The sequence below is a fragment of the Flagellimonas oceani genome (assembly GCF_011068285.1).
Taxonomy (GTDB): domain Bacteria; phylum Bacteroidota; class Bacteroidia; order Flavobacteriales; family Flavobacteriaceae; genus Flagellimonas; species Flagellimonas oceani.
The window spans coordinates 1045106-1066129 of the sequence record NZ_CP049616.1; the positions used below are offsets into that span (position 1 = coordinate 1045106).

The 21024-nt window shown below is 44.6% G+C and carries 15 protein-coding genes; 12 read left to right on the top strand and 3 right to left on the bottom strand.

Annotation, left to right across the window (positions count from 1 at the left end):
• Positions 1–25 precede the first annotated feature (25 nt).
• Positions 26–1687, bottom strand: coding sequence for a sulfatase family protein (locus GVT53_RS04915; protein ID WP_166247700.1), 1662 nt, complete (start codon positions 1685–1687; stop codon positions 26–28).
• Between the two features lie 293 nt (positions 1688–1980).
• Between GVT53_RS04915 and GVT53_RS04920 the strand changes: the two genes are divergently transcribed.
• From GVT53_RS04920 to GVT53_RS04930, 3 genes are read left to right on the top strand one after another with little or no spacing between them, the layout of a single operon-like run.
• The gene (locus GVT53_RS04920) at positions 1981–3435 is read left to right on the top strand and encodes a TolC family protein (RefSeq protein ID WP_166247701.1); all 1455 of its coding nucleotides are present in this window, start codon (positions 1981–1983) and stop codon (positions 3433–3435) included.
• A complete protein-coding gene (locus GVT53_RS04925) occupies positions 3425–4633 on the top strand; it encodes an efflux RND transporter periplasmic adaptor subunit (protein ID WP_166247702.1) in 1209 nt (402 codons plus the stop codon). The genes GVT53_RS04920 and GVT53_RS04925 overlap by 11 nt, the downstream gene beginning before the upstream one ends.
• Positions 4634–4644: 11 nt before the next feature.
• On the top strand, positions 4645–7788 hold the full coding sequence (locus tag GVT53_RS04930) for an efflux RND transporter permease subunit (protein ID WP_166247703.1): 3144 nt from the start codon (positions 4645–4647) through the stop codon (positions 7786–7788).
• Between the two features lie 10 nt (positions 7789–7798).
• On the opposite strand, the gene upp is transcribed toward GVT53_RS04930, so the two are convergent.
• The gene (gene upp / locus GVT53_RS04935) at positions 7799–8452 is read right to left on the bottom strand and encodes a uracil phosphoribosyltransferase (RefSeq protein ID WP_166247704.1); all 654 of its coding nucleotides are present in this window, start codon (positions 8450–8452) and stop codon (positions 7799–7801) included.
• A 148-nt stretch (positions 8453–8600) separates the two neighbouring features.
• The gene (locus GVT53_RS04940) at positions 8601–9008 is read right to left on the bottom strand and encodes a hypothetical protein (RefSeq protein ID WP_166247705.1); all 408 of its coding nucleotides are present in this window, start codon (positions 9006–9008) and stop codon (positions 8601–8603) included.
• 291 nt (positions 9009–9299) lie between these two features.
• On the opposite strand from GVT53_RS04940, the gene GVT53_RS04945 reads away from it, so the two are divergent.
• From GVT53_RS04945 to GVT53_RS04985, 9 genes are all read left to right on the top strand, one after another.
• Complete coding sequence (locus GVT53_RS04945; RefSeq protein ID WP_166247706.1) at positions 9300–9713, top strand: hypothetical protein; 414 nt, start codon at positions 9300–9302, stop codon at positions 9711–9713.
• 366 nt (positions 9714–10079) lie between these two features.
• Positions 10080–11720, top strand: coding sequence for a TldD/PmbA family protein (locus GVT53_RS04950; protein WP_166247707.1), 1641 nt, complete (start codon positions 10080–10082; stop codon positions 11718–11720).
• Positions 11721–11747: 27 nt separating this feature from the next.
• Complete coding sequence (locus GVT53_RS04955; RefSeq protein WP_166247708.1) at positions 11748–13064, top strand: TldD/PmbA family protein; 1317 nt, start codon at positions 11748–11750, stop codon at positions 13062–13064.
• 90 nt (positions 13065–13154) lie between these two features.
• Positions 13155–13775, top strand: coding sequence for a DUF4159 domain-containing protein (locus GVT53_RS04960; RefSeq protein WP_166250424.1), 621 nt, complete (start codon positions 13155–13157; stop codon positions 13773–13775).
• Between the two features lie 10 nt (positions 13776–13785).
• The gene (locus GVT53_RS04965) at positions 13786–14790 is read left to right on the top strand and encodes an AAA family ATPase (protein ID WP_166247709.1); all 1005 of its coding nucleotides are present in this window, start codon (positions 13786–13788) and stop codon (positions 14788–14790) included.
• The gene (locus GVT53_RS04970) at positions 14790–15689 is read left to right on the top strand and encodes a DUF58 domain-containing protein (RefSeq protein ID WP_166247710.1); all 900 of its coding nucleotides are present in this window, start codon (positions 14790–14792) and stop codon (positions 15687–15689) included. Before GVT53_RS04965 ends, GVT53_RS04970 begins: the two co-directional genes overlap by 1 nt.
• Entirely contained in the window at positions 15690–16967 is a 1278-nt protein-coding gene (locus tag GVT53_RS04975) for a BatA domain-containing protein (protein WP_166247711.1), read from the top strand.
• Positions 16964–19228, top strand: a complete 2265-nt coding sequence (locus tag GVT53_RS04980; protein ID WP_166247712.1) for a tryptophan-rich sensory protein — start codon at positions 16964–16966, stop codon at positions 19226–19228. The genes GVT53_RS04975 and GVT53_RS04980 overlap by 4 nt, the downstream gene beginning before the upstream one ends.
• Positions 19221–20972, top strand: coding sequence for a hypothetical protein (locus GVT53_RS04985; RefSeq protein WP_166247713.1), 1752 nt, complete (start codon positions 19221–19223; stop codon positions 20970–20972). The genes GVT53_RS04980 and GVT53_RS04985 overlap by 8 nt, the downstream gene beginning before the upstream one ends.
• Positions 20973–21024: the final 52 nt, after the last annotated feature.

Below are 21024 nucleotides of genomic sequence, written 5' to 3' on the forward strand. Positions count from 1 at the left end.
GGACATATCACTACAGCGGAAAAATTTATTCCCCTTTGTTCTTCATGTACTCCTCGAACATTTTAGCCCGTTCTTCAGGGGCGATCTTCCAATATTCGATTAACGGGTTGTCCTTTACTTTTTCGTGATATTCATCGATATATTTTTGGTTCAGGGAATCGTTGTCCTCGTATTTCGCCCTCAATTTTTCAAGGTCCTCATGCAATTTTGCTTGCACGTCGGCATAATCCGGGTCACCATAGATGTTGTTCATTTCGCTGGGGTCGTTCTTTAGGTCGTACAGTTCCCATTTATCAAGGTCGTAATAAAAATGAATCAACTTGTACCTGTCGGTGGTTATCCCGTAGTGCCTTCGAACATCATGTTCCGAAGGATGCTCGTAATAATGGTAATAGTGCTCGTTCCTCCAATCCTCTGGGGTCTCCCCTTCAAGAATGGGAACCAAACTTTTACCCTGCATATCCCCGGGAATATCGGTCTGTGCAATATCAAGAAACGTTTCTGCAAAGTCGATATTGGAAACCAGATCGGTGTTTATGGTACCTGGCTTTACCTTGCCGGGCCATTTGACCAATAAAGGTGTGCGCAACGATTCTTTGTACATCCAACGTTTGTCGAACCAGCCGTGCTCGCCCAAATAGAACCCTTGGTCGGAGGTGTAGATTACGATGGTATTCTCATCCAGACCGGCCTTTTTCAAATAATCCAAAACATGTCCTACGCCTTTGTCCACACCGGCAACGCTGGCCAGGTAATCCCTCATATAGCGTTGGTACTTGAAACGGGTCAGATCATCGCCGGTAGGTTTTTCCCTATTGTACTTTTCATTGATGGGCCCATAAACGGAATCCCACATTTGCTGTTGCCTTTCGGTAAACCCGTTCTGTGGTCGGTCGGTAATTTTAAGGTCCTGTCCCATTTTCATCGCTTCGGAAATGGACATATAGTTCATGCCGGCGACCTCACGGTTTCCGGAATAATCATCGAACAGGGTCACTGGCTCAGGTATTTCAACATTCTCGTACATTCCCAGTTCGTTGGGCCCCGGCTGCCATGGCCTGTGCGGCGACTTATGTCCCAAGAACAGCATAAAGGGCCGTTCTTCGGACTTTACGGAGTCCATCCATGAAATGGCCTTTTCCGTGATAATTTCCGTGGTGTACCCCTCAAGTTCGTATTGGCCCTCCTCATTTATAAAAGTTGGATTGTAGTACGAACCTTGGCCAGGTAAAATATCGATGTAATCAAATCCTTTCGATGGCGTATCGCCCAAATGCAGTTTCCCCAGAACACCGGTCTTATATCCTGCCTGTTGCAACAATTCGCCAAAGGTCTGTTGGTCAAAATTGAATTTGGAACCAATGGTGTTGTCGATAAAACCATTTAAGTGACTGTACTTTCCGGTGAGGATGGCCGCTCTGGAGGGCCCGCAGATGGAATTGGTGACCAAGCAGCGCTCAAAGAGCATTCCTTCTTCTGCAATCCTATCAATGTTCGGGGTAGGGGCGACTTCGGCCAACCTTCCGCCGTATGCACTGATCGCTTGGTAGGCATGGTCGTCGCTAATGATAAAGACAATGTTGGGACGTTTCTGGTCCTCTTTTTCTTGCTCCGCAGCTTTCTCTTTGTTGTCCTTGCAAGAAGCCATTATGCAAAGGCACAACAACAGGTAAAATGGATATTTCATAATAGTTTAGTTGTTCAGTTTATTTTGAAGGCATAAGATACCAACTAATTTAGAATTATGGATTCAGTACACTCATATTCGAATGATATCCCAGTTTCACCTATTTTTTAGGAGCATATCTTCAATGGAATAAAATGATGTTTTGTATTCTGGTGAAACCTGCTTGCTAGGGGAATCGTGCCGTTGAGAGGGGCTTCACTGTAGTTGAAACGGTTTTATTTTCAAAGTTCGTTGAAATTCACGTACTTATGTAAGTGGTTTTTTGCAAAACCATGTCATGTCAAATCAAGGTAATGAGAAAAAACAAAATGGTGCGGGTAAATCCCGGGGTTTGCCGTTGGCGAAGCCTTTGGGTTTTAGTATGTGTTCTTTCCATAGGATTACTCTATTTAAATTGCTCTCCCAAATATTCCAACCTATCTCCCCCGATAGATGAATTTCAGGAGTTTTCCACAACCGGAGATACTTTGGTGTCCGATAATTGGTGGGAAGTTTTTGAGGATGACCAGTTAAACACTTTGATGGATACCGCCATGCGGTCCAATTTAAATTTGGCCGCAAGATGGCAACAATTTATAGCATCCAGGGCTTCGGTAAGGTCCCAGGTCTCCGTTAAATGGCCCACCCTCGAAGCTTCCGCGCAAACCGCAAGGACGCTTCCAGAACCTGACTTTGTGGGAGGTGAGAATACGCAGTTGGGTTTTTTGTCCAGTTACGAACTTGATTTGTGGGGTCGCATAGGCACTGCCGTAAATGCGGAAAAGTTCAGGTCCGAAGCGAGTTATTTCGACTATCAGGCACTTTCTTTGTCACTTTCTGCGGAAGTAGCTACAACATGGTACCAATTGCAGGCGGCCAAAAAGCAATTGCAGATCACCGAAGATCAGATAAAGACCAACGAGGCCATCATCAAATTGATTCGTTCCCGGTTTGTGGGAGGTCAAATAAGGGCCGTGGATATTCTGCGGCAGGCACAATTGCTCGAAAGCACAAAGGAACAAAAAATCATTTTTGAGACCAATGTGGAATTGTTGGAAAACCAACTTTCCGTACTGTTGGGCAAGCAGCCCCAAATTGCAATCTCAATGCAGGCATCCAACATGCCAGTCGTACCGGAACTTCCCGATGCCGGGTTGCCGTTGGATTTGGTAAGGCGAAGACCGGATGTAAAACAATCATTTGCACTTTTATTGGCCGCCGACAGGGATATGGCCTCAGCCGTACAGAGTAAATATCCACGGATTTCATTAAGTGGTAGGGGACAGCTACGTTCCAATAATTTTGATAACCTTTTTGACAATTGGGCCTATTCTTTGGCGGGGAACATTCTAGCCCCGATTTTTTACGGCGGAAGGCTAAATGCAGAAGTGGACAGGGCTACGGCCATTAAGGAACAGCGTTTGTACGAATATGGTCAGGCCACGTTGGTCGCATTTAGAGAAGTGGAGGATGCCATGGTACAAGATGTAAAACAAACGGAAAGATTGGAGAATATCCAGCGCCAATTGGAACTTGCCGAAAAAAGTAACAAACAATTACGGGTGGAGTTTCTCAACGGGTTCAGTCCGTATTTGGATGTGCTGTTGGGGCTTGACCAAGAGCAACAACTTCGAAGGGATTACGTGACGGCCCAATTGCAACATGTTCAAATCCGTATTGCTTTGTACAGGGCATTGGCAGGAGGTTTTGATACCGGTAGAAACATAGAAGATCAAAAAAGTAAAGTGGACGAACTATATGAGCAATAAAAAATTAATTTGGATCTGTTTGGCCATTCTGGTCGGAGGAATTTTAGTGACCGCCATTATCTTTTCCACCGAACCCGAAGCTGAAAGTGAGGGGGCAACCATTGAGACCGCTATTTTAGTGGACGTGGTTACTGCAGAAAAGGGAACATTTGCTCCCACCATTGTGGCCACAGGTACGGTACAGCCCGTAGAAGATGTGATTCTCAGTCCTTTGGTGCCGGGGCAGATTGTCCGCCGCGATCCAGCTTTTACACCAGGAGGTTTTGTGAAAAAAGGAGAGGTACTGCTACAAATAGACCCATCGGACTACAGAAACACACTGGAACTGCGCAAAAGCGAGCTGTTGCAATCCGAAACAGCCCTGGCCACCGAAATGGGACGCCAACAGATTGCCGAACAAGACCTACAACTCATCAATAACGATTCATTGTTCGGCGATAATCCACTGTCCGATAACGAAACGCAATTGGTGCTTCGTAAACCCCAATTGAATGCCGTAAAGGCTACTATTGAGGCAGCAAGGGCATCCATGAACCAAGCACAGCTAAATTTGGACAGGACCACCATACGGGCGCCTTTTGATGCGCATATCCTTACCCAAAATGTAACCGTGGGCAGTCAAGTGGCGCAAGGGGACGATTTGGGCAGAATCGTGGGAACCGATAGTTATTGGGTAACTGCAACCGTTCCGGTATCCCGAATCCAATGGTTGAAATTCCCGGACTCCGAAGAGGAAAAAGGTTCCGTCGTACATATCGAAAACTCCTCCGCTTGGCCCTCCGGTACTCAGCGCCAAGGTTATTTGGACAGGCAAATAGGGGCATTGGACAACCAAACGCGACTGGCTCGGGTTTTGGTACGTGTCGAGGACCCTTTGGCCACAAGCGACGAACTGCAAGGCGCCCCAAAATTGATGATAGGTACTTTTGTGGAAGTAAATATCCAAGCGGATTCTATCCCAAATGTGGTGCGATTGGACCGTGATTTGGTCCGAAGCAATCAAACTGCATGGGTGATGAAGGACAATCTATTGGAAATACGAGAATTGGACATTATCCTAACCGATAATCAATATGCATACATAAGATCGGGCTTGCAGGATGGCGACAAAGTCGTCACCACAAACCTGAGCACCGTGAGCAATGGTGTGGAACTTCGGACTCGTTCCGAAGGGACTTCAGAAGAAGAGAATGACTAAAAACTGCTAAGATGGAGGATAATGATACGGACAAGAAAGTAAGAAAGGAAGGCGCCATAGGCTACATGGCCCGAAATTCAATAGCGACCAATTTATTGATGTTGATTCTATTGGGTGGAGGAATTTTTACCATGTACACCATTCAAAAAGAAGTTTTTCCTGAGTTCCAATTGGATTTTGTGGATGTGTCTGTAGTTTATCCAGGGGCCTCCCCGGCAGAAGTGGAGCAAGGTGTTCTTCAACCTGTGGAAGAGGCCATTAGAAGTGTTCAGGGCATTAAGGAAATTGTTTCACAGGCCGATGAAGGTTCAGCACAGATCAGTATTGAATTGGTTGCAGGTTCCGAACGTATGAAGGCTTTTCAGGATATTGATCAGGCCATTAACCGGATCAGAACATTCCCAGACGATATAGAGCGGCCCGAGGTCAGTTTGCGATCAAGGCAACGCGATGTTATTCAAATTGGATTATACGGACAAGCGGATATTTGGACCTTGCGCATACTTGCCGAACGCCTCCGAAGCATAATGCTCAGTAATCCGGCCATAACCCAAGTGGAACTCAACAATGTGCCCGACTACGAGACCCGTGTAGAGATCACCCGAAACAATCTTCAAAAGTATAACCTCACCCTTGGTCAGGTGGCGGACATTATTCAGCAAAGCAGCAACGATGTGCCGGCAGGGGCAGTTCAAACGCAGAGCGGCGAGATTTTACTTCGGATGAAAGAGCGCAAACAATGGGCCGATGAATTTGGTAACATCACCATTGTTTCGGCACCATCGGGAGCAAAGGTGAGCTTAGGCGACATCGCTACCATTACCGATGATTTTGAAGAAACAGGTTTTCACGGTCAATTCAACCAACAGAATTATGTGGAACTCCAGATTTTCAGGATAGGCGATCAATCCCCCATGGAAATAGAGGATGTTACCTTGGGCATTTTAAAGGATTTTCAATTGCCGCCCGGCGTAAATTACCGAACCGATAGCAACAGGGCTTCTGACTACCGTGAACGATTGTCATTGCTCACAGAGAATGGCGTTTTGGCCATTATTATCGTGTTGTTGATATTGACCCTGTTTTTGGAATACCGTTTGGCCTTTTGGGTGATGATGGGAATGACGGTTTCCTTTATCGGGGGAATGATTTTTCTTCCCTTGATCGGAATTAGCGTCAATATGATATCCATGTTCGGGTTCCTGGTCGTACTCGGTATTGTTGTGGATGATGCCATTGTAGTGGGGGAGAATGTGTACGAATACAGAAAAAAGGGATTAAGCCCTATAAAAGCTGCCATTGCGGGGACCAAGGATGTTTCCTTGCCCGTCGTTTTCAGTATCACTACCACGATCATTGCTTTTGTTCCCTTGCTTTTTATGCCGGGTGAAACCGGTAAGTTCTGGCAGCCGTTGCCCGCTGTTGTTATCGTTATATTGGCGGTTTCCCTGCTGGAGGCACTTTTTATCCTGCCATCACACTTGGCCCATCTCAAAAAAAATCCGAGCAAGAACAAATGGGTGCGCAAACTGGAGAGTTGGCAAGGCGCTTTTGCGAACAAGTTCAATGAATTGGTAGATAAATGGTACCGCCCGTTATTGGATAAATGTCTTCGACATAGATATATAACCTTGTCAAGTGCAGTGGCACTTTTGTTGATTGTTGGAGGGTATGGCTACAGTGGACATATGGGCATGATCATGATGCCCGAAGTGGCGGCCGACGAAATAGAAGCAGGCGTTAGATTGCCCGTAGGTACCACACCGGATCAAGCGGCAAAGGTGGCCCACGATATTTCCGATGCTACCCAAAGAATGTTCGAAGAGCATAATTTGTATGAGGTTGCCGAAGGGATCAAGACCAATGTAAGGGGACAAAATTTTATAGATGTCGAAATTGTGATGCTGCCACCGGACCAGAGGGATATTACCGCCGGTGAGGTCATCGCTCTATGGCGCGACAATATCGGGGACATAGAAGGGGTAGATCAAATTACCTTTGAGGCAGAAAGAGGCCCGGGGGGTGCCCGTCAGGCCATTAGCATAGATTTGAGCCATACCGATATCAATGTACTGGAGAAGGCCAGCACCGCCTTTGTTGAGCGAATGGAATTGTTCTCCAACACAAGGGACGTCACCGATAATTACAACAAAGGAAAACTACAATATGATTTTAAACTGTTGCCACAAGGAAGAAACCTTGGGCTTACATCCAACGAGGTAGGAAGGCAGGTCCGGAACGGTTTTTTTGGGGCCTTGGCCATGAGGCAGCTCCGTGGCATGGACGAAATCGAAGTCCGCGTAAAACTCCCCATGGAAGAGCGTAAGGACATCAAAAACCTTGAAAATTTTCTGATTCGTACACAGGATGGAGTGGAGGTGCCATTAATGGATGTAGTCGAGGTGCAACAGCGCGAGGCATTTACCAGTATCAACCGCAGGGATGGACGTAGAGTGGTAAATGTTGGAATGGATGTGGAACCAGCAAATGCCGTAAACAGGGTCATTGCAAAGGTACAGGAAGAAACTTTGCCCCAACTTAGAGCGGATTTTCCAGGAATCACTTGGACCTTCGAAGGAAGTCAGGCCGATATGCGCGAAAGCACGAGTACCCTAAAGGCCGGTTTTGCGATTGCCATGCTTTTGATATATGCCCTTTTGGCCATTGCTTTTGGCAGTTATGTACAACCATTGATAGTGATGACGGCAATCCCATTTGGTATTGTAGGAGCCGTAATCGGTCATATTTTATTGGGTTACGACCTTTCACTTGTAAGTTTGATGGGGGTGATTGCCCTGTCCGGGGTCGTAGTGAACGATTCGTTAATCATGATCGATTATGCCAATAAACGGCGGAAAGAAGGCGACCCAATCTACAAATCCATTCACGAAGCCGGTTTGCGAAGGTTCCGCCCGATTATTTTAACCACAATGACGACCTTTGGCGGTTTGGCACCCATCATTTTGGAAACCTCAAGTCAAGCATTTTATTTGATTCCGATGGCCATTTCACTCGGATTTGGTATCGTATTCGCCACGGCGATCATCTTGGTCATAGTTCCATGCCTATATCTAATTTTGGAAGATGTACGTTTGTCCATCCAAAAAGGTAGAACGGTAAAAGAGGTAGATGTTTCCAAAAGTGCCGTTTCTTGATTTTGAACGGTTATAATTTTGGACCGTAGCTTAAATCCCCGGCATCGCCCAATCCGGGAACAATATAACCCTTGCTGGTAAGTCCATCGTCAACGGCGGCGATCCACAATTGGGTGTTTTTTGGGAACACCTCCGCAACCTTTGTCACCCCTGTTTTGGAGCCTATAACGGATATAATGTGAATTTGTTTGGGCTCGCCATGGGACTTTAGGGCATCAAGAACATTCTCCAAGGTTTTTCCTGTGGCCAGCATAGGGTCGGTCAGTACCAACACTTTATCATCGAGAACTGGGGCCGCAAAATATTTTACGACCACCTCAAAAGCGTCATCATTGTTAGGGTGGTGCCGATAGGCCGAAATAAAAGCATTCTCGGCATCATCAAAATAACTTAAAATTCCATGATGGAGCGGTAAACCCGCACGAAGCACGGAACAGAGCACTACCTTGTCCGAACATGTAAAGGTCTTTTTGTTGCCCAAAGGTGTTTGTATGGTTGTATCCCTATAATCCAAGGATTTGCTCAATTCATAGGCAAGTATTTCTCCGATACGTTCAATATTCCTCCGAAAGCGCATGGAATCTTTTTGAATGTCCACGTCCCTTATCTCCGCGATAAAGGTATTCAGGATAGAATTGGTCTGGTCGAATTGATGAACGATCATTTTTTGGGAATTGGTTCCATATAAAGGTACTCTTTGCCGGGTAGATATTAAAATGAGTTCACGTACCGCAAAATTTGATTTGTGCAATCATAACGGTCAACTTTAACCCGAACGCTCAAAGGTTTTTGGGGTTATCCTTTAAATTTGATTATTTATCAAAAAGCAACTGCAAACGACCCAACAGAACGAGTTCCGATTTATTGCTGCCATAAAATGCAGAAGCTATGGCCCTTGAAGTGGACATGGCCAATTTCTTTATTTTTGGGGTGAACAGTGTTTTATGGTCCATATAGAAGGCTTCAAACTCCTCGTAGGTTTCATCACTCTCCTTTTGATATTCCAACAACCAATCAAAAACAGAAATAATTTGAAAAGCGGAATCGGTTCCGTATTCATCTTCAATATCATCAACATCCAACCAATGGTTACGGACCACTTCGTTCAACTTTTCCATTTCCTTCATATGAACACTGTGGTCGGCCATGGCCACGGCATAAAACAACCTTCCCAGATTTTGGTACAATTCGTTCACTTGATTTTTTCCAGATTCCAACATTTTTTAATTTTTAGCTCGGGAATAAATATACTGATCTAATCGACATTTATGCATGATCAAAATCAGTATTTTTTGTAATTGTTTTGTAACCTTCCTTCAATAATAGGTCTTACAGTAAAATCACATTTTTGGTACCTCCGTTCGTCCCATTGAGCCAAGATTGCTGTTCAAATTGATATAAATCCTAGCAAAAACATAGAAATTCTTGTATTTTATAATCAAAGCATTGGGTTTTTGATATGGATAAGAAATGCCCAAAATAAAATGAATTGTAATTTAAAAGATGATTTTATGAAACAGATAGGAATATGGCTGGACAAACAAGAGACCAACGGAGTAGTGTTGAACAATGGAAAGGAAAGTTTTTTTAACATAGTATCGGAACTGGATTTTTATAATCCCAAGGGAGGTGCGCGCTCCAAAACAAAATGGGGACCGCAGGATGTGGTCCAGGACAGCAAATACCTTGAAAGGGAGAAGCACCAATTAAAAAAATACTTTGAAGAGATTGCCGAGCAAGTTTCCGATGCCGATGAATTGGCGATTTTTGGCCCTGCCGAAACCCCGGATAAATTTTTGGACGCCCTAAAAACGCGACATTCCCGTTTAGCGGACAAAGTGAAGAAAACCGAAACAACCGACAGCATGACCCAAAACCAATTTAAAGCGTTGGTAAAAAAATCCTTTGGTGCGGACGACCGCTAGCCGGAATTCAATTGATCAATAGAGGAGATGATTTAAAATTGTTCCGCATCGGGCGAAGAAAGCAAAAAGTCCTATTCAACCTCTTTATTGTAACAAAAAATATAAAATCCCTACAGATAGCTAGGTGGACGTACCCCGCTGAATTTATGGTCGGGGAGTTAGGATGTAGTACGCTTTATTTAACGGTGTTGGGGATTATAAAAAGTCGTTCAGGGCCTTTGGGTCGTCGTTTAAGGATTTTAGGTTAAAATTAACATAATACTAACAATGTGCTACTTATTTTTAGTACCAACTATGTATTTGAAGGAATCACTTTTGCGATATACTTACCTTTTATTAACTCAAAGCAAATCAAATAACTAACAGATGAAAAGAAGAGATTTTGTACAGTACGCCGGTATGGGTGCAGGGGCCATGATGATGCCCTCGCTTCTTCTGGGAAATGACATTCCTGCGGAAGCCTTGCTCGAACCGGGCATGGATACCGTACTAAAAAAGAAAATGGCCGACGTTGCCCTGAATACGGCAAAGTCCATGGGAGCTTCCTATGCAGATGCCCGAATCGGAAGATATTTGAACCAATACGTTTTTACGCGTGAGGATAAGGTTCAGAACGTGGTGAACACCGAATCCTTCGGGATTGGAATACGGGTTATTGCCAATGGAACTTGGGGATTCTCCTCTACCAACGATGTAACCGAGGACGGAATCAAAAAGGCTACACAGCATGCGGTTTCCATTGCCAAGGCCAATGCCAAGATTCAAAAGGAACCCGTTGTGTTGGCTCCGGTGCAGGGACATGGAGAGGTATCTTGGAAAACACCTATAAAAAAGGATTTTAAGGAAGTCCCTATTTCGGAAAAAGTTGATTTGCTATTGAGTGCAAACTCGGCAGCTATGGAAAATGGCGCCAACTTTGTAAACTCGGCCCTTTTTATGGTGAACGAGCAAAAGTATTTTGCTTCCACCGACGGATCGTACATTGATCAGGATGTCCATCGAATTTGGCCAACCTTTAACGTTACGGCCATTGACCGTGCAGAAGGAAAGTTCAGGAGCCGTCAGGCGTTGAGCGCACCCATGGGCATGGGCTACGAGTATATGGATGGCCTGGAATCAGAAAAACTTCAAGGTCCAGAGGGCATCAAACTATACAACAGAAGCTACGATATTGTTGAAGATGCCACCATGGCCGCAAAACAGGCCAAAGAGAAATTGTCTGCGAAATCCGTGGAGGCCGGCAAATATGATTTGGTACTTGAACCCAACCACCTTGGATTAACGATTCACGAATCCGTAGGCCACCCATTGGAACTGGACCGTGTATTGGGTTACGAGGCCAACTATGCCGGAACCAGTTTTGCCACTTTGGACAAATGGGAGTCAAAAGACTTTAACTACGGTAGCGATATCGTGAACATTGTCGCGGACAAGACCCAAGAAGGCTCTTTGGGTGCCGTTGGTTATGATGATGAAGGCGTAAAGACCAAGAAATGGGATTTGATCAGAAATGGAACTTTGGTGAATTATCAAGCCATAAGGGACCAGGTGCATATGATCGATCAAAACGAATCGCATGGTTGCTGCTATGCCCAAAGTTGGGAAGATGTCCAGTTCCAGCGAATGCCCAACGTTTCATTGGAGCCGGGCAAGGAAAAATACTCTTTGCAGGATATGATCAAAGATGTGGAAAAAGGCATCTACATTCTGGGTCGTGGTTCTTACTCCATTGATCAACAGCGTTACAATTTCCAGTTTGGAGGAACCTTGTTCTACGAAATCAAGAACGGTGAGATAGTAGGTATGCTCGAAGACGTTGCATATCAGTCCAACACCCAGGAGTTCTGGAATTCCTGTGCCAAAATATGTGATAAGGACGACTATAGGTTGTTCGGTTCATTCTTCGATGGAAAAGGACAGCCGTCCCAGGTAAGTGCCGTTTCTCACGGTAGTTCCACATCAAGATTCAACGGAATCAACGTAATCAATACAGGTAGGACCATTTAAGGTTTATTCAAATTAAATAATAAGACAATGGCTATATATACAAAAGAAGAAGCAAAAAAGATTTTGGAGAAAGCATTGAGCTTTTCCAGTGCCGATGCCTGCGAGATAAACCTAAGTGGAAGTAACAGTGGAAACATTCGATATGCACGGAATACCGTGTCCACAGCAGGATATAGATCTACCCAAAGCTTGGTGGTACAATCAAGTTTCGGAAAAAAAGTGGGAACGGCTACCATAGATGAGTTTGATGATGCATCACTTGAAAAGGTGGTGAAAAGATCGGAAGAACTAGCTCAGCTATCTCCCGAAAACCCTGAGTTTATGTCTCCCTTGGAGCCGCAGGAATACGATGAAGCGATCACTTACAAGGAAGCTACCGCGAATGTAACGCCCGAATACAGAGCTGAGGTGGCCAATAGCAGTATCGTTCCCGCCGCCGCAAAAGATGTTACGGCAGCAGGTTTCTTGGACGATTCGGCCGGATTTTCGGCCATGATCAATTCCAAGGGGCTGTTCGCTTACAATCAATCCACCAATGTGGACTTTACTGTGACCATGCGTACCAACGACGGTACAGGTTCCGGTTGGGTGACCAGGGATTATAACGATATTGATAAGTTCGATGCCTCAGAGGCATCAAAAGTCGCCATAGACAAAGCTGTGATGTCCAAAGAGGCGCGCGCCATAGAACCTGGAAAATATACGGTTATTTTGGAGCCTGCGGCATCGATCGGGCTATTGCAAAACATGTTCCGATCTCTTGATGCAAGATCTGCAGATGAAGGCAGGAGTTTTATGTCCGCTAAGGATGGGGGGACAAAAATCGGTCAAAAAATAGTTGATGAGCGTGTCAATATTTGGTCCGATCCATTGCATCCGGACGTGCCAACATCCACGTGGAACGGGGAAGGCATGCCCTTGAAGAAAACCAGTTGGATAGAGAACGGAGTTGTAAAAAACCTGGCCTACAGCCGTTATTGGGCGGAACAGAAAGGTGTGGAACCCGTTCCATTCCCCAGCAACGCCATTATGGAAGGAGGGGATGAAAGCCTGGAAGATATGATCAAGGGAACCAAAAAAGGTATTTTGGTCACGCGTTTCTGGTATATCCGTAGTGTGGACCCACAAACCTTATTGTACACTGGTTTAACAAGGGACGGAACGTTCTATATCGAGAACGGACAAATCAAGTTCCCTGTCAAAAACTTTAGGTTTAACGAGAGCCCAATTATTATGTTGAATAATTTGGAGTCCCTTGGCGAACAAGTACGTGTCGAAGGAAACTTGATACCCTATATGAAGATTCGTGACTTTACGTTCACCAGTCTTTCGGACGCGGTATAAACAGAGGAATCAAAACAAACTGGTGGTCAGGTTAGCCTTGATCGCCAGTTTTTATTTTGACAATGATTTTAGCCAACTACCCAAATGGCATTGGATAACGAATTCTTTTTTACACGATTACAGTACGAATCAGGCGATTGGGATGTGGACCAGCGTATGCCTTCCAACTTGCTGAATTCTTTGGTCGAGTATACCACTTTGAAGGTAGACACTCAGGAAAAAATCATTACCCTCGCCAGCGACGATATTTTTAAAAGCCCATTCTGTTATATCTCGGGTCATAAATTGGTGCAGTTTACCAAAAAGGAACGGGAAAACTTTGAAAAATATGTGCGCAATGGCGGTTTTGTCTTTGCTGATGACTGCAACCACGATATCGATGGCCTATTTGCAAAATCGTTCGAACGCCAAATGGATGAGATATTCGGACCGGGAGAACTAAAAAAGATTCCCAATGACCACGAAATCTATACCATTTTCTTTGAGTTTGATGATGGACCGCCCACTACATCCCAAGAACTGAACGGTTGGGGGGACGACCTTGTCCACGATTACCTCAAGGCCATTATTATCGATGGTAGGATAGGTGTGCTCTACAGCAACAAGGACTATGGTTGCGAATGGGATTACGATTTTAGAAACAAACGCTGGTACAAAATTGACAATACCCGATTTGGGGTGAATATTGTGTTATATGCTTTAACCTCTTAACGATACTAATTTGGATAAAGAACTACAACAAATTGCAAGTGAAGTAGAAGGGCTCTCAGAAAAACTGACCGCCCTTAAAAAAGAAATTGGAAAAGTCATCATTGGCCAAGAGGACACAGTTTCCCAACTGCTCATTACTTTTCTTGCAGGTGGGCACGCCTTGCTCGAAGGTGTTCCCGGACTGGCCAAAACCTTGATGATCCGTACACTTTCCAACGCCATCGATTTAAAATTCAAACGGATACAATTTACGCCCGATCTGATGCCGTCGGACATTATCGGGACCGAAATTTTGGAAGAAGACCATACCACGGGCAAAAAATTCTTCAGATTCAACAAAGGGCCAATCTTCTCCAACATCATTTTGGCAGATGAGATCAACCGAACACCACCCAAAACACAGGCAGCGCTTTTGGAAGCCATGCAAGAGTTCGAGGTGACCTACGGGGACAAAACCTATCCTTTGGATAGACCTTTCTTTATTCTGGCCACCCAAAACCCTATTGAACAATCGGGAACATTTGTACTGCCGGAAGCACAACAGGATAGATTTTTGCTGTACATCAAAATAGGTTATCCTACGGATAAAGAAGAAACACAGATTTTAAAGGCAACTACCGGAACCAAAAAGGCGCAATTGAACAAGGTGCTATCAGGCGAAGATATTGTACGATTGCAACAGCTGGTCCGTGAAGTTTCCATTAGTGATGGATTGATCCAATATGTGAGTGATGTAATCCGTGCCACCCGACCAGATACTACCTCGGTAGACTACGTGAAACAATGGGTGGATTGGGGCGCTGGTCCACGGGCGGGTCAGGCGATGATCTTGACCGCAAAGGCAAATGCACTTTTGGAAGGCCGATTGGCCGTGACTTTGGAAGACCTACAGACCGTTGCATTGCCGGTTTTACGACACAGGGTGCTCGTAAACTTTAGGGCGGATGCCGAAGGAATTACTTCGGATAAGGTAACCAAGGAAATATTGAAAGCAGTACAATTAAGGGATAAATAATGGCAGCACGGGACTACCACGACCTTTTAAAACCGGAAGTCATCAATACCGTATCCGGCCTTAGCCTGATCTCGCGTATTGTGGTTGAAGGCTACACTTCCGGTCTGCACCGGAGCAAGAGTGTCGGGCCCGGAATGGAGTTCAGTCAATACCGAGGTTATGAACCCGGGGACGACCTTAGGCTGCTCGATTGGAAGATGTTGGCCCGTTCAGGTAGATATTACATCAAACAATCCGAAGTGGACAGTCACGTGGACGTTAAATTTATTGTTGATGCCAGTGCGTCCATGGAGCACGAAGAAGATGGCATTTCCAAATTGGAATTTGCTCGGGTAATGGTGGCTTGCTTGTCCTATTTGGCCCAAAAACAGGGTGACTCAGTTGGGCTTTTTGCGCTCAACGAGGATGATTTTGTGAGCATATACCCCAAAGCGGACCAGAAACACTTCAACCGATTGTTGTTGGAACTTTTGAAGATTTCCACCAAAGGAAAATGGCCCGAACTATCCATTGCATCCAGAAGAATCCATAATAGGGGAGAAAAGGAACTGGTTTTTTTCCTGACGGATATGTACGAGGATCTTTCCGAACTGTCCGACTTTGTGAAAAATCTGAAAACCGCCAACAATGAGGTGGTGGTGCTTCAAATTATGGCCGGAAATGAAATGGATTTCGATTATAATACATCTGTTGTCTTTGAAGATTTGGAAACAGGAGCAAAGGTAAAAGTGGATGTCAACAAAGCCAAAGCCACCTATTTGAAGACCTTGAATGAAAAAATAGAACAGACCAAGGAACAATTGCTCTCACAAGGAGTGCATTATCATTTGTTTCGAATGGACAATGACCTAGCCGATGCTTTACAGCTCTTTTTAAAGGAACGAATACGATTAAAATAAATGGTTTTTGCGAATCCGTCATATCTCTGGGCATTTTTGGGACTTTTGGTTCCCTTGGCCATTCATTTGTGGAGCAAAAAAGATGCAAAAACCATAAAAGTTGGCAGTATCCAGTTGTTGGACGAATCCAATTCACGACAATCCAGCAGCATTCAATTGAACGAATGGTTCTTGCTGTTGCTCCGTATGCTCATAATAGCTTTGGTGGTTTTATTAATGGCAGGGCCACAATGGCGTACCAAGGGCAATCCCAAACAAATTACTTATTTGGTCGAGCCGGCCATTGCCAATGAACCCTCCATTGGAAGCGTTCTGGACAGTTTAAAGGAAAGTGCCCCGGTATTGTTGTTACAAAATGGTTTTCCGGATTGGGAAGCCGATGTCGACCATAAATCGGAAAAAGTACGGCCCAATTATTGGCAATTGGTGCAAAAAATGGACTCTTTGCGTTCCGATAGCATAGTGATATTTACACGGGCATTGGTAAAGGGAATCAAATCCAAACGTCCGGATACCCAGAAAAAAATCCATTGGGTGGTCATGGATGCGGAAGAAACCCTGTCCCAACCTTTGATGGCTTTTAATCGTGAATCAGGAGTGGAATTGGTAACAGCTTCGGGCAATGGTATGGCGACCCGAATAAAAAGGGAAAGCCTAGTGGATGGTTTTGAGATTATTGCCGAAGGAGACAGTCTTCGTATAGTTTCGGATGCTTCGCAGACCGTTCCGTTAAGAAACTTGGACACCCTTCACATAAATATGTATGCAACGGAAGATTTTGAGAAAGAGAGCAAATTTATTGAAGCATCTTTTAAAGCTTTATCGTCTTATTTGAACCAGGAAATCAACGTTCACCAAACCGAAGAAGCAATGCACGAGCATGCTGATTTGAACATTCTTTTGGGCACTTTTCAGAATAATCAAGTAGCAGGTAAAAGGGTGATATATCAAGAAGACCCCTTAACCGAAGAATTGATTGCACCTGGGCAGGAGAAAAATTTATTTTATCTAACAGCAAGGCTGAATCCAAAGAATACGGTGGAGCAACGATTGCCGGAGCAATTATTGCACCTATTGGATTTGAATGGGGACTTAAAGAATCTTGTGGCCGGCATCGATGCAAGGCAAATGGACGAGTCACAACTCAAACCGAATTACGTGGAACCCAAACGAAAAAGGGAAAGAGCGACCTTTTTGGATATTTCCCTATGGGTGTTCGGTTTCCTTGCCCTGCTGATGATTGTTGAGCGGTTGTTATCAAATTATAAAAAACAATGATGGGAGCGGCGTCCATACAACGGTTTCAAAAAAGATGGCAGCAGTCCAAATATATGGAAGCGCTCCTATATGGCATCGGGTTTGGCGGCCTGGTCTATTTATGGACCCATGGCCTGCTTTACGGAATTATTGCCCTAATTATAGCTGCCGGAATAGCTTTTTTTGTTTTAAGGCCATGGAGCATCAGTTCGGAAAATGCCGTGGGTTATATTGATGCCCATTTGCCCCAAGCCGGGTATAGCAGCGGACTATTATTGTCACCATCCAGCGAACTATCCAATTTGTCCAAGTTGCAACAATACAGGGTAGCATCGCAATTAGAACCGGTTTTGTCCAAATTGAGGCCACCACATAACTTGTTAAAGGCCACCCTTGTTATGTTTGGGTTGATTTTATGCGGTCTTGCAGGAAATTTTATATGGAGCAATTGGGGAAATTCTTCGGTGAATTCCCCGGATAGGGAGCAAATCACTTTTGCACCAAAGGATAGTCTGTCCACCACGATCGAGATACCAGAATTGATTGAAACGGCAATCACGATCCAATACCCAAGTTATACGGGAAAGGCAACCATACATACCAATGATCCAAACATAAGTGCCGTAAAGGGGGCAAAAATTATTTGGAACCTTAGGTTTGAGGGAGAGGTCGGGGAAGTAGAAATGGATTTGATGGGCGACCGGATTGCCCTGTCAAAAAATCAAGGGGCGTACCAGTTGTCCAAGACTTTGGAAACTTCGGGATTTTACAGTTTCACGTTTAAAGATACCATGGGCAATACTTACGTTAGTGATCTCTATTCTTTGGAAATGGCCAACGATGAACCGCCAATGGTCCAAATTGAAGGGTTGGACAATTACAGTTATTTTGAGTTTGATGATGAAAAGAAATTGATGTTCACCACCCGTATTTCGGATGATTTTGGAATAGGGGAGGCCTACATCATCGCCACCGTGAGCAAAGGTTCGGGAGAATCCGTAAAGTTCAGGGAGGAAAAAGTACGTTTTGATAACCCCATACCCAAAGGAAAAAAGTCGATTCAATTAAGGCAGCCAGTGGATTTGGATGCCCTAAAAATGGACCCGGGAGATGAGCTTTATTTTTATGTGGAGGCATTGGACCAAAAAGCACCTTCGCCAAACGTTGCCCGTAGCGAGACCTATTTCGCCGTAATCCGCGATACGGTGACCGATGCATTTGCGGTTGAGGGCAATTTGGGCGTGGACTTGATGCCCGACTATTTTAGGAGTCAGCGCCAACTGATTATTGATACCGAAAAACTGATTGCCGATAAGCCCAATATTTCTGAAAAAGACTTCAAATTCAGGAGCAACGAACTGGGCTTTGACCAGAAACAACTGCGTTTAAAATATGGACAGTTTATGGGCGACGAAACCGAAATGCAATCGGCGCCGGGACAGGTCTCACATGTAGAAGGTGAGGGAGAACATGACCATGAACATGATCACGAAGGGGAAGAAGAAGATTTATTGGACGAATACAGCCATAAACACGATAGCGAAAACGAACACAATCTAGTGGAGGAACACGATCATGACCACGAAGATGAAAGTGGACCCGGTAACAATTCAGCCACCCAAGAACAGGAAGATTTACTGCACGATTATGTGCACAACCATGACGACCCGGAAGAGTCCACCCTGTTCGAGAAATCTTTAAAAGCAAAGCTTCGGGAGGCCTTGAACATTATGTGGGACGCCGAACTGTACTTGAGACTGTACGAGCCGGAAAAATCATTGCCTTACCAACATGATGCCCTTGAAATCATTCAGGATATAAAAAACAGTGCCAGGATCTATGTCCACCGTATCGGTTTTGACCCACCGCCCATTAAAGAGGAAAACAGGCTGAGCGGTGATACTGAGGAAATCACCAATTTTGATAAAAAGGAGGATTTTGCCTATAAAATGCCCTTTGCATCAACAAGGGAGGCCATTGATCGGTTGGAATCCTTGATCCAGAACAAGAAAAAGTTTAATTCGGATGACAGTGAACTTTTCTTGGATGCGGGCAACGAATTGGCACAAAGGGCCATATCGGAACCATTGAAGTATCTAAAAGTCTTACAGGGCCTGAGAGACTTGGAAAAGGCATCGAACAGAACCAGGGAAGGGTATAGGGAGGTTCAAAAAAATCTCTTGTCCGTTTTGCCCAACGTAGAGGACAATCCAATGAAACAGAGCCAATATCAGGACGAAATCAATCTCCTGTATCTAAAAGAACTTGGTGTTTATGAGTGATGGTGTGGTTTTTATGAATCCAAAACTTGTTTGGCCCATAATTTTGATGGGTCTCGTACTTTGGTCGGTCTTTGTTTGGAAAGAATGGCCACAGCGAAGGGAACGAAGGTTTTGGCCCAAACTGATTGCATCATTTTTTGCACTTTCTTCCTTGGTGATGATCATCCTCAAACCGGGAACGTTTCAAAAATCCACAAAAGGGAAGGCGATCGTATTGACCAACGGGTACCGCCCCGAACAGTTGGACAGTCTAAAATCAATTTACAAGCGTATAAAAACCGTAAAGTATACCAAAGGTCAAACCTTGTCCATTTTAACCGATACGGACTCTATTTTTCTAATGGGCCATGGCCTTGCCCCATATGATTTTTGGCAATTGGAAGACAAGTCCGTTGCTTTTTTGGGTGGGGAGGCAATAACGGGATGGACGAGCATTTCCTATAAAAAGAAAGTGGTTTTGGGCGACTTTTTTAAGGTAGATGCCAAATATGCCAATCCTAAAAACGGACATTGGGCCGTTTTGGTGGATAACGGTGGCAATCCGTTGGACTCCGTTGTTTTTGGTGAGCAGCAGCAGATTGTGAAATTAAGGGCAGCTCCTAAAGCTAGCGGACGGTTTGTTTATGGCCTTTTGGAAAAAGATGATGAGGGAAACCTAATATCAAAAGAGCCATTGCCCGTTGAGGTGGAAAAAGGAGCCCCGTTAAAAGTAGCATTGATCAATACATTTCCCACTTTTGAGACAAAGTACCTTAAAAATTTCTTGACCGAGAAAGGGCATCAGGTCTTGGCACGGACACAGCTCACGAAAGGAAAGTACAAGTTCGAATATTTCAATGGGGCGTCAAGTCCTATTTATGGTTTCACTTCAGAAAACCTGAAAGAATATGACCTTTTGGTGTTGGACTCCGATTCTTACGCAGGGCTTACCGGTGCATCCAAACAGGCGATGGAAGCTGCAATGGAATCATCCGGACTCGGTGTTTTTGTGCAGCCCAGCCAAGGTTTGTTCAGTCTTTCGGAAAGTCGTTCCCCATTCAAATTCATTCAGGATTATAAGAACGACATCAATTTGGGGGCACCTGTCCAAAACCTGTCCAAATATCCATATCAATTTAAAGAAGCTTGGAGGGCACAGGAAATTTTGTTGGATTCGGTCACCATAGCATCTTACCTACCGATGCAAAGGGGAAAAGTGGGCACAACCTTGCTACAGAACACATACCAATTGGTGTTGGACGGCAAAGAAAATCTCTATGCCCGAATATGGACACAAATCCTCAACAGCATTACAAGGGAACGGGAAACATTGGTATCTTGGAAAGCGATTACCCGGATTCCCAGAACTGATGAACCTTTTCATTTTGAACTCCGTACCGCTTTGAATGATGTTGAGGTAAAGACAAATCAAGATACAAACATCCCATTGCTTCAAGATGGATTGCTGATAAATAAGTGGACCGGTGTGGAATACCCGAGAGCAACTGGTTGGAACCAACTGCGGGTATCCAATGACTCCGTTGTTACGTTCCCGTATTTTGTTTATGATGACAATCAACTTCAAACCTTGGAACAAGACGAAGTACTAAGGTCCAACCATCAAAAATTTGGTTCCGAACCTACTTTTGGGACTTCCATTTCCGAATCAAGAAAAGTGTTGCATCCCATATCGCTATATTGGTTTTATATTGTGCTTCTTTTGGGGATGGGCTGGTTGTGGTTGGAACCGAAATTGGCACGCTGATTTTATATTTTAATTGGATTCTACAATACCATAAACCCCAGTTTTTCAGTGA

Excerpts from the sequence above, each read along its gene's own strand:
- GVT53_RS04950 (WP_166247707.1), top strand. The coding sequence starts at position 10,080 with ATGAAAAGAAGAGATTTTGTACAGTACGCCGGTATGGGTGCAGGGGCC.
- GVT53_RS04955 (WP_166247708.1), top strand. The coding sequence starts at position 11,748 with ATGGCTATATATACAAAAGAAGAAGCAAAAAAGATTTTGGAGAAAGCA.
- GVT53_RS04985 (WP_166247713.1), top strand. The coding sequence starts at position 19,221 with ATGAGTGATGGTGTGGTTTTTATGAATCCAAAACTTGTTTGGCCCATA.
- GVT53_RS04975 (WP_166247711.1), top strand. The coding sequence starts at position 15,690 with ATGGTTTTTGCGAATCCGTCATATCTCTGGGCATTTTTGGGACTTTTG.
- GVT53_RS04945 (WP_166247706.1), top strand. The coding sequence starts at position 9,300 with ATGAAACAGATAGGAATATGGCTGGACAAACAAGAGACCAACGGAGTA.
- GVT53_RS04980 (WP_166247712.1), top strand. The coding sequence starts at position 16,964 with ATGATGGGAGCGGCGTCCATACAACGGTTTCAAAAAAGATGGCAGCAG.
- GVT53_RS04970 (WP_166247710.1), top strand. The coding sequence starts at position 14,790 with ATGGCAGCACGGGACTACCACGACCTTTTAAAACCGGAAGTCATCAAT.
- GVT53_RS04915 (WP_166247700.1), bottom strand. The coding sequence starts at position 1,687 with ATGAAATATCCATTTTACCTGTTGTTGTGCCTTTGCATAATGGCTTCT.
- GVT53_RS04940 (WP_166247705.1), bottom strand. The coding sequence starts at position 9,008 with ATGTTGGAATCTGGAAAAAATCAAGTGAACGAATTGTACCAAAATCTG.
- GVT53_RS04920 (WP_166247701.1), top strand. The coding sequence starts at position 1,981 with ATGAGAAAAAACAAAATGGTGCGGGTAAATCCCGGGGTTTGCCGTTGG.
- upp (WP_166247704.1), bottom strand. The coding sequence starts at position 8,452 with ATGATCGTTCATCAATTCGACCAGACCAATTCTATCCTGAATACCTTT.
- GVT53_RS04930 (WP_166247703.1), top strand. The coding sequence starts at position 4,645 with ATGGAGGATAATGATACGGACAAGAAAGTAAGAAAGGAAGGCGCCATA.
- GVT53_RS04925 (WP_166247702.1), top strand. The coding sequence starts at position 3,425 with ATGAGCAATAAAAAATTAATTTGGATCTGTTTGGCCATTCTGGTCGGA.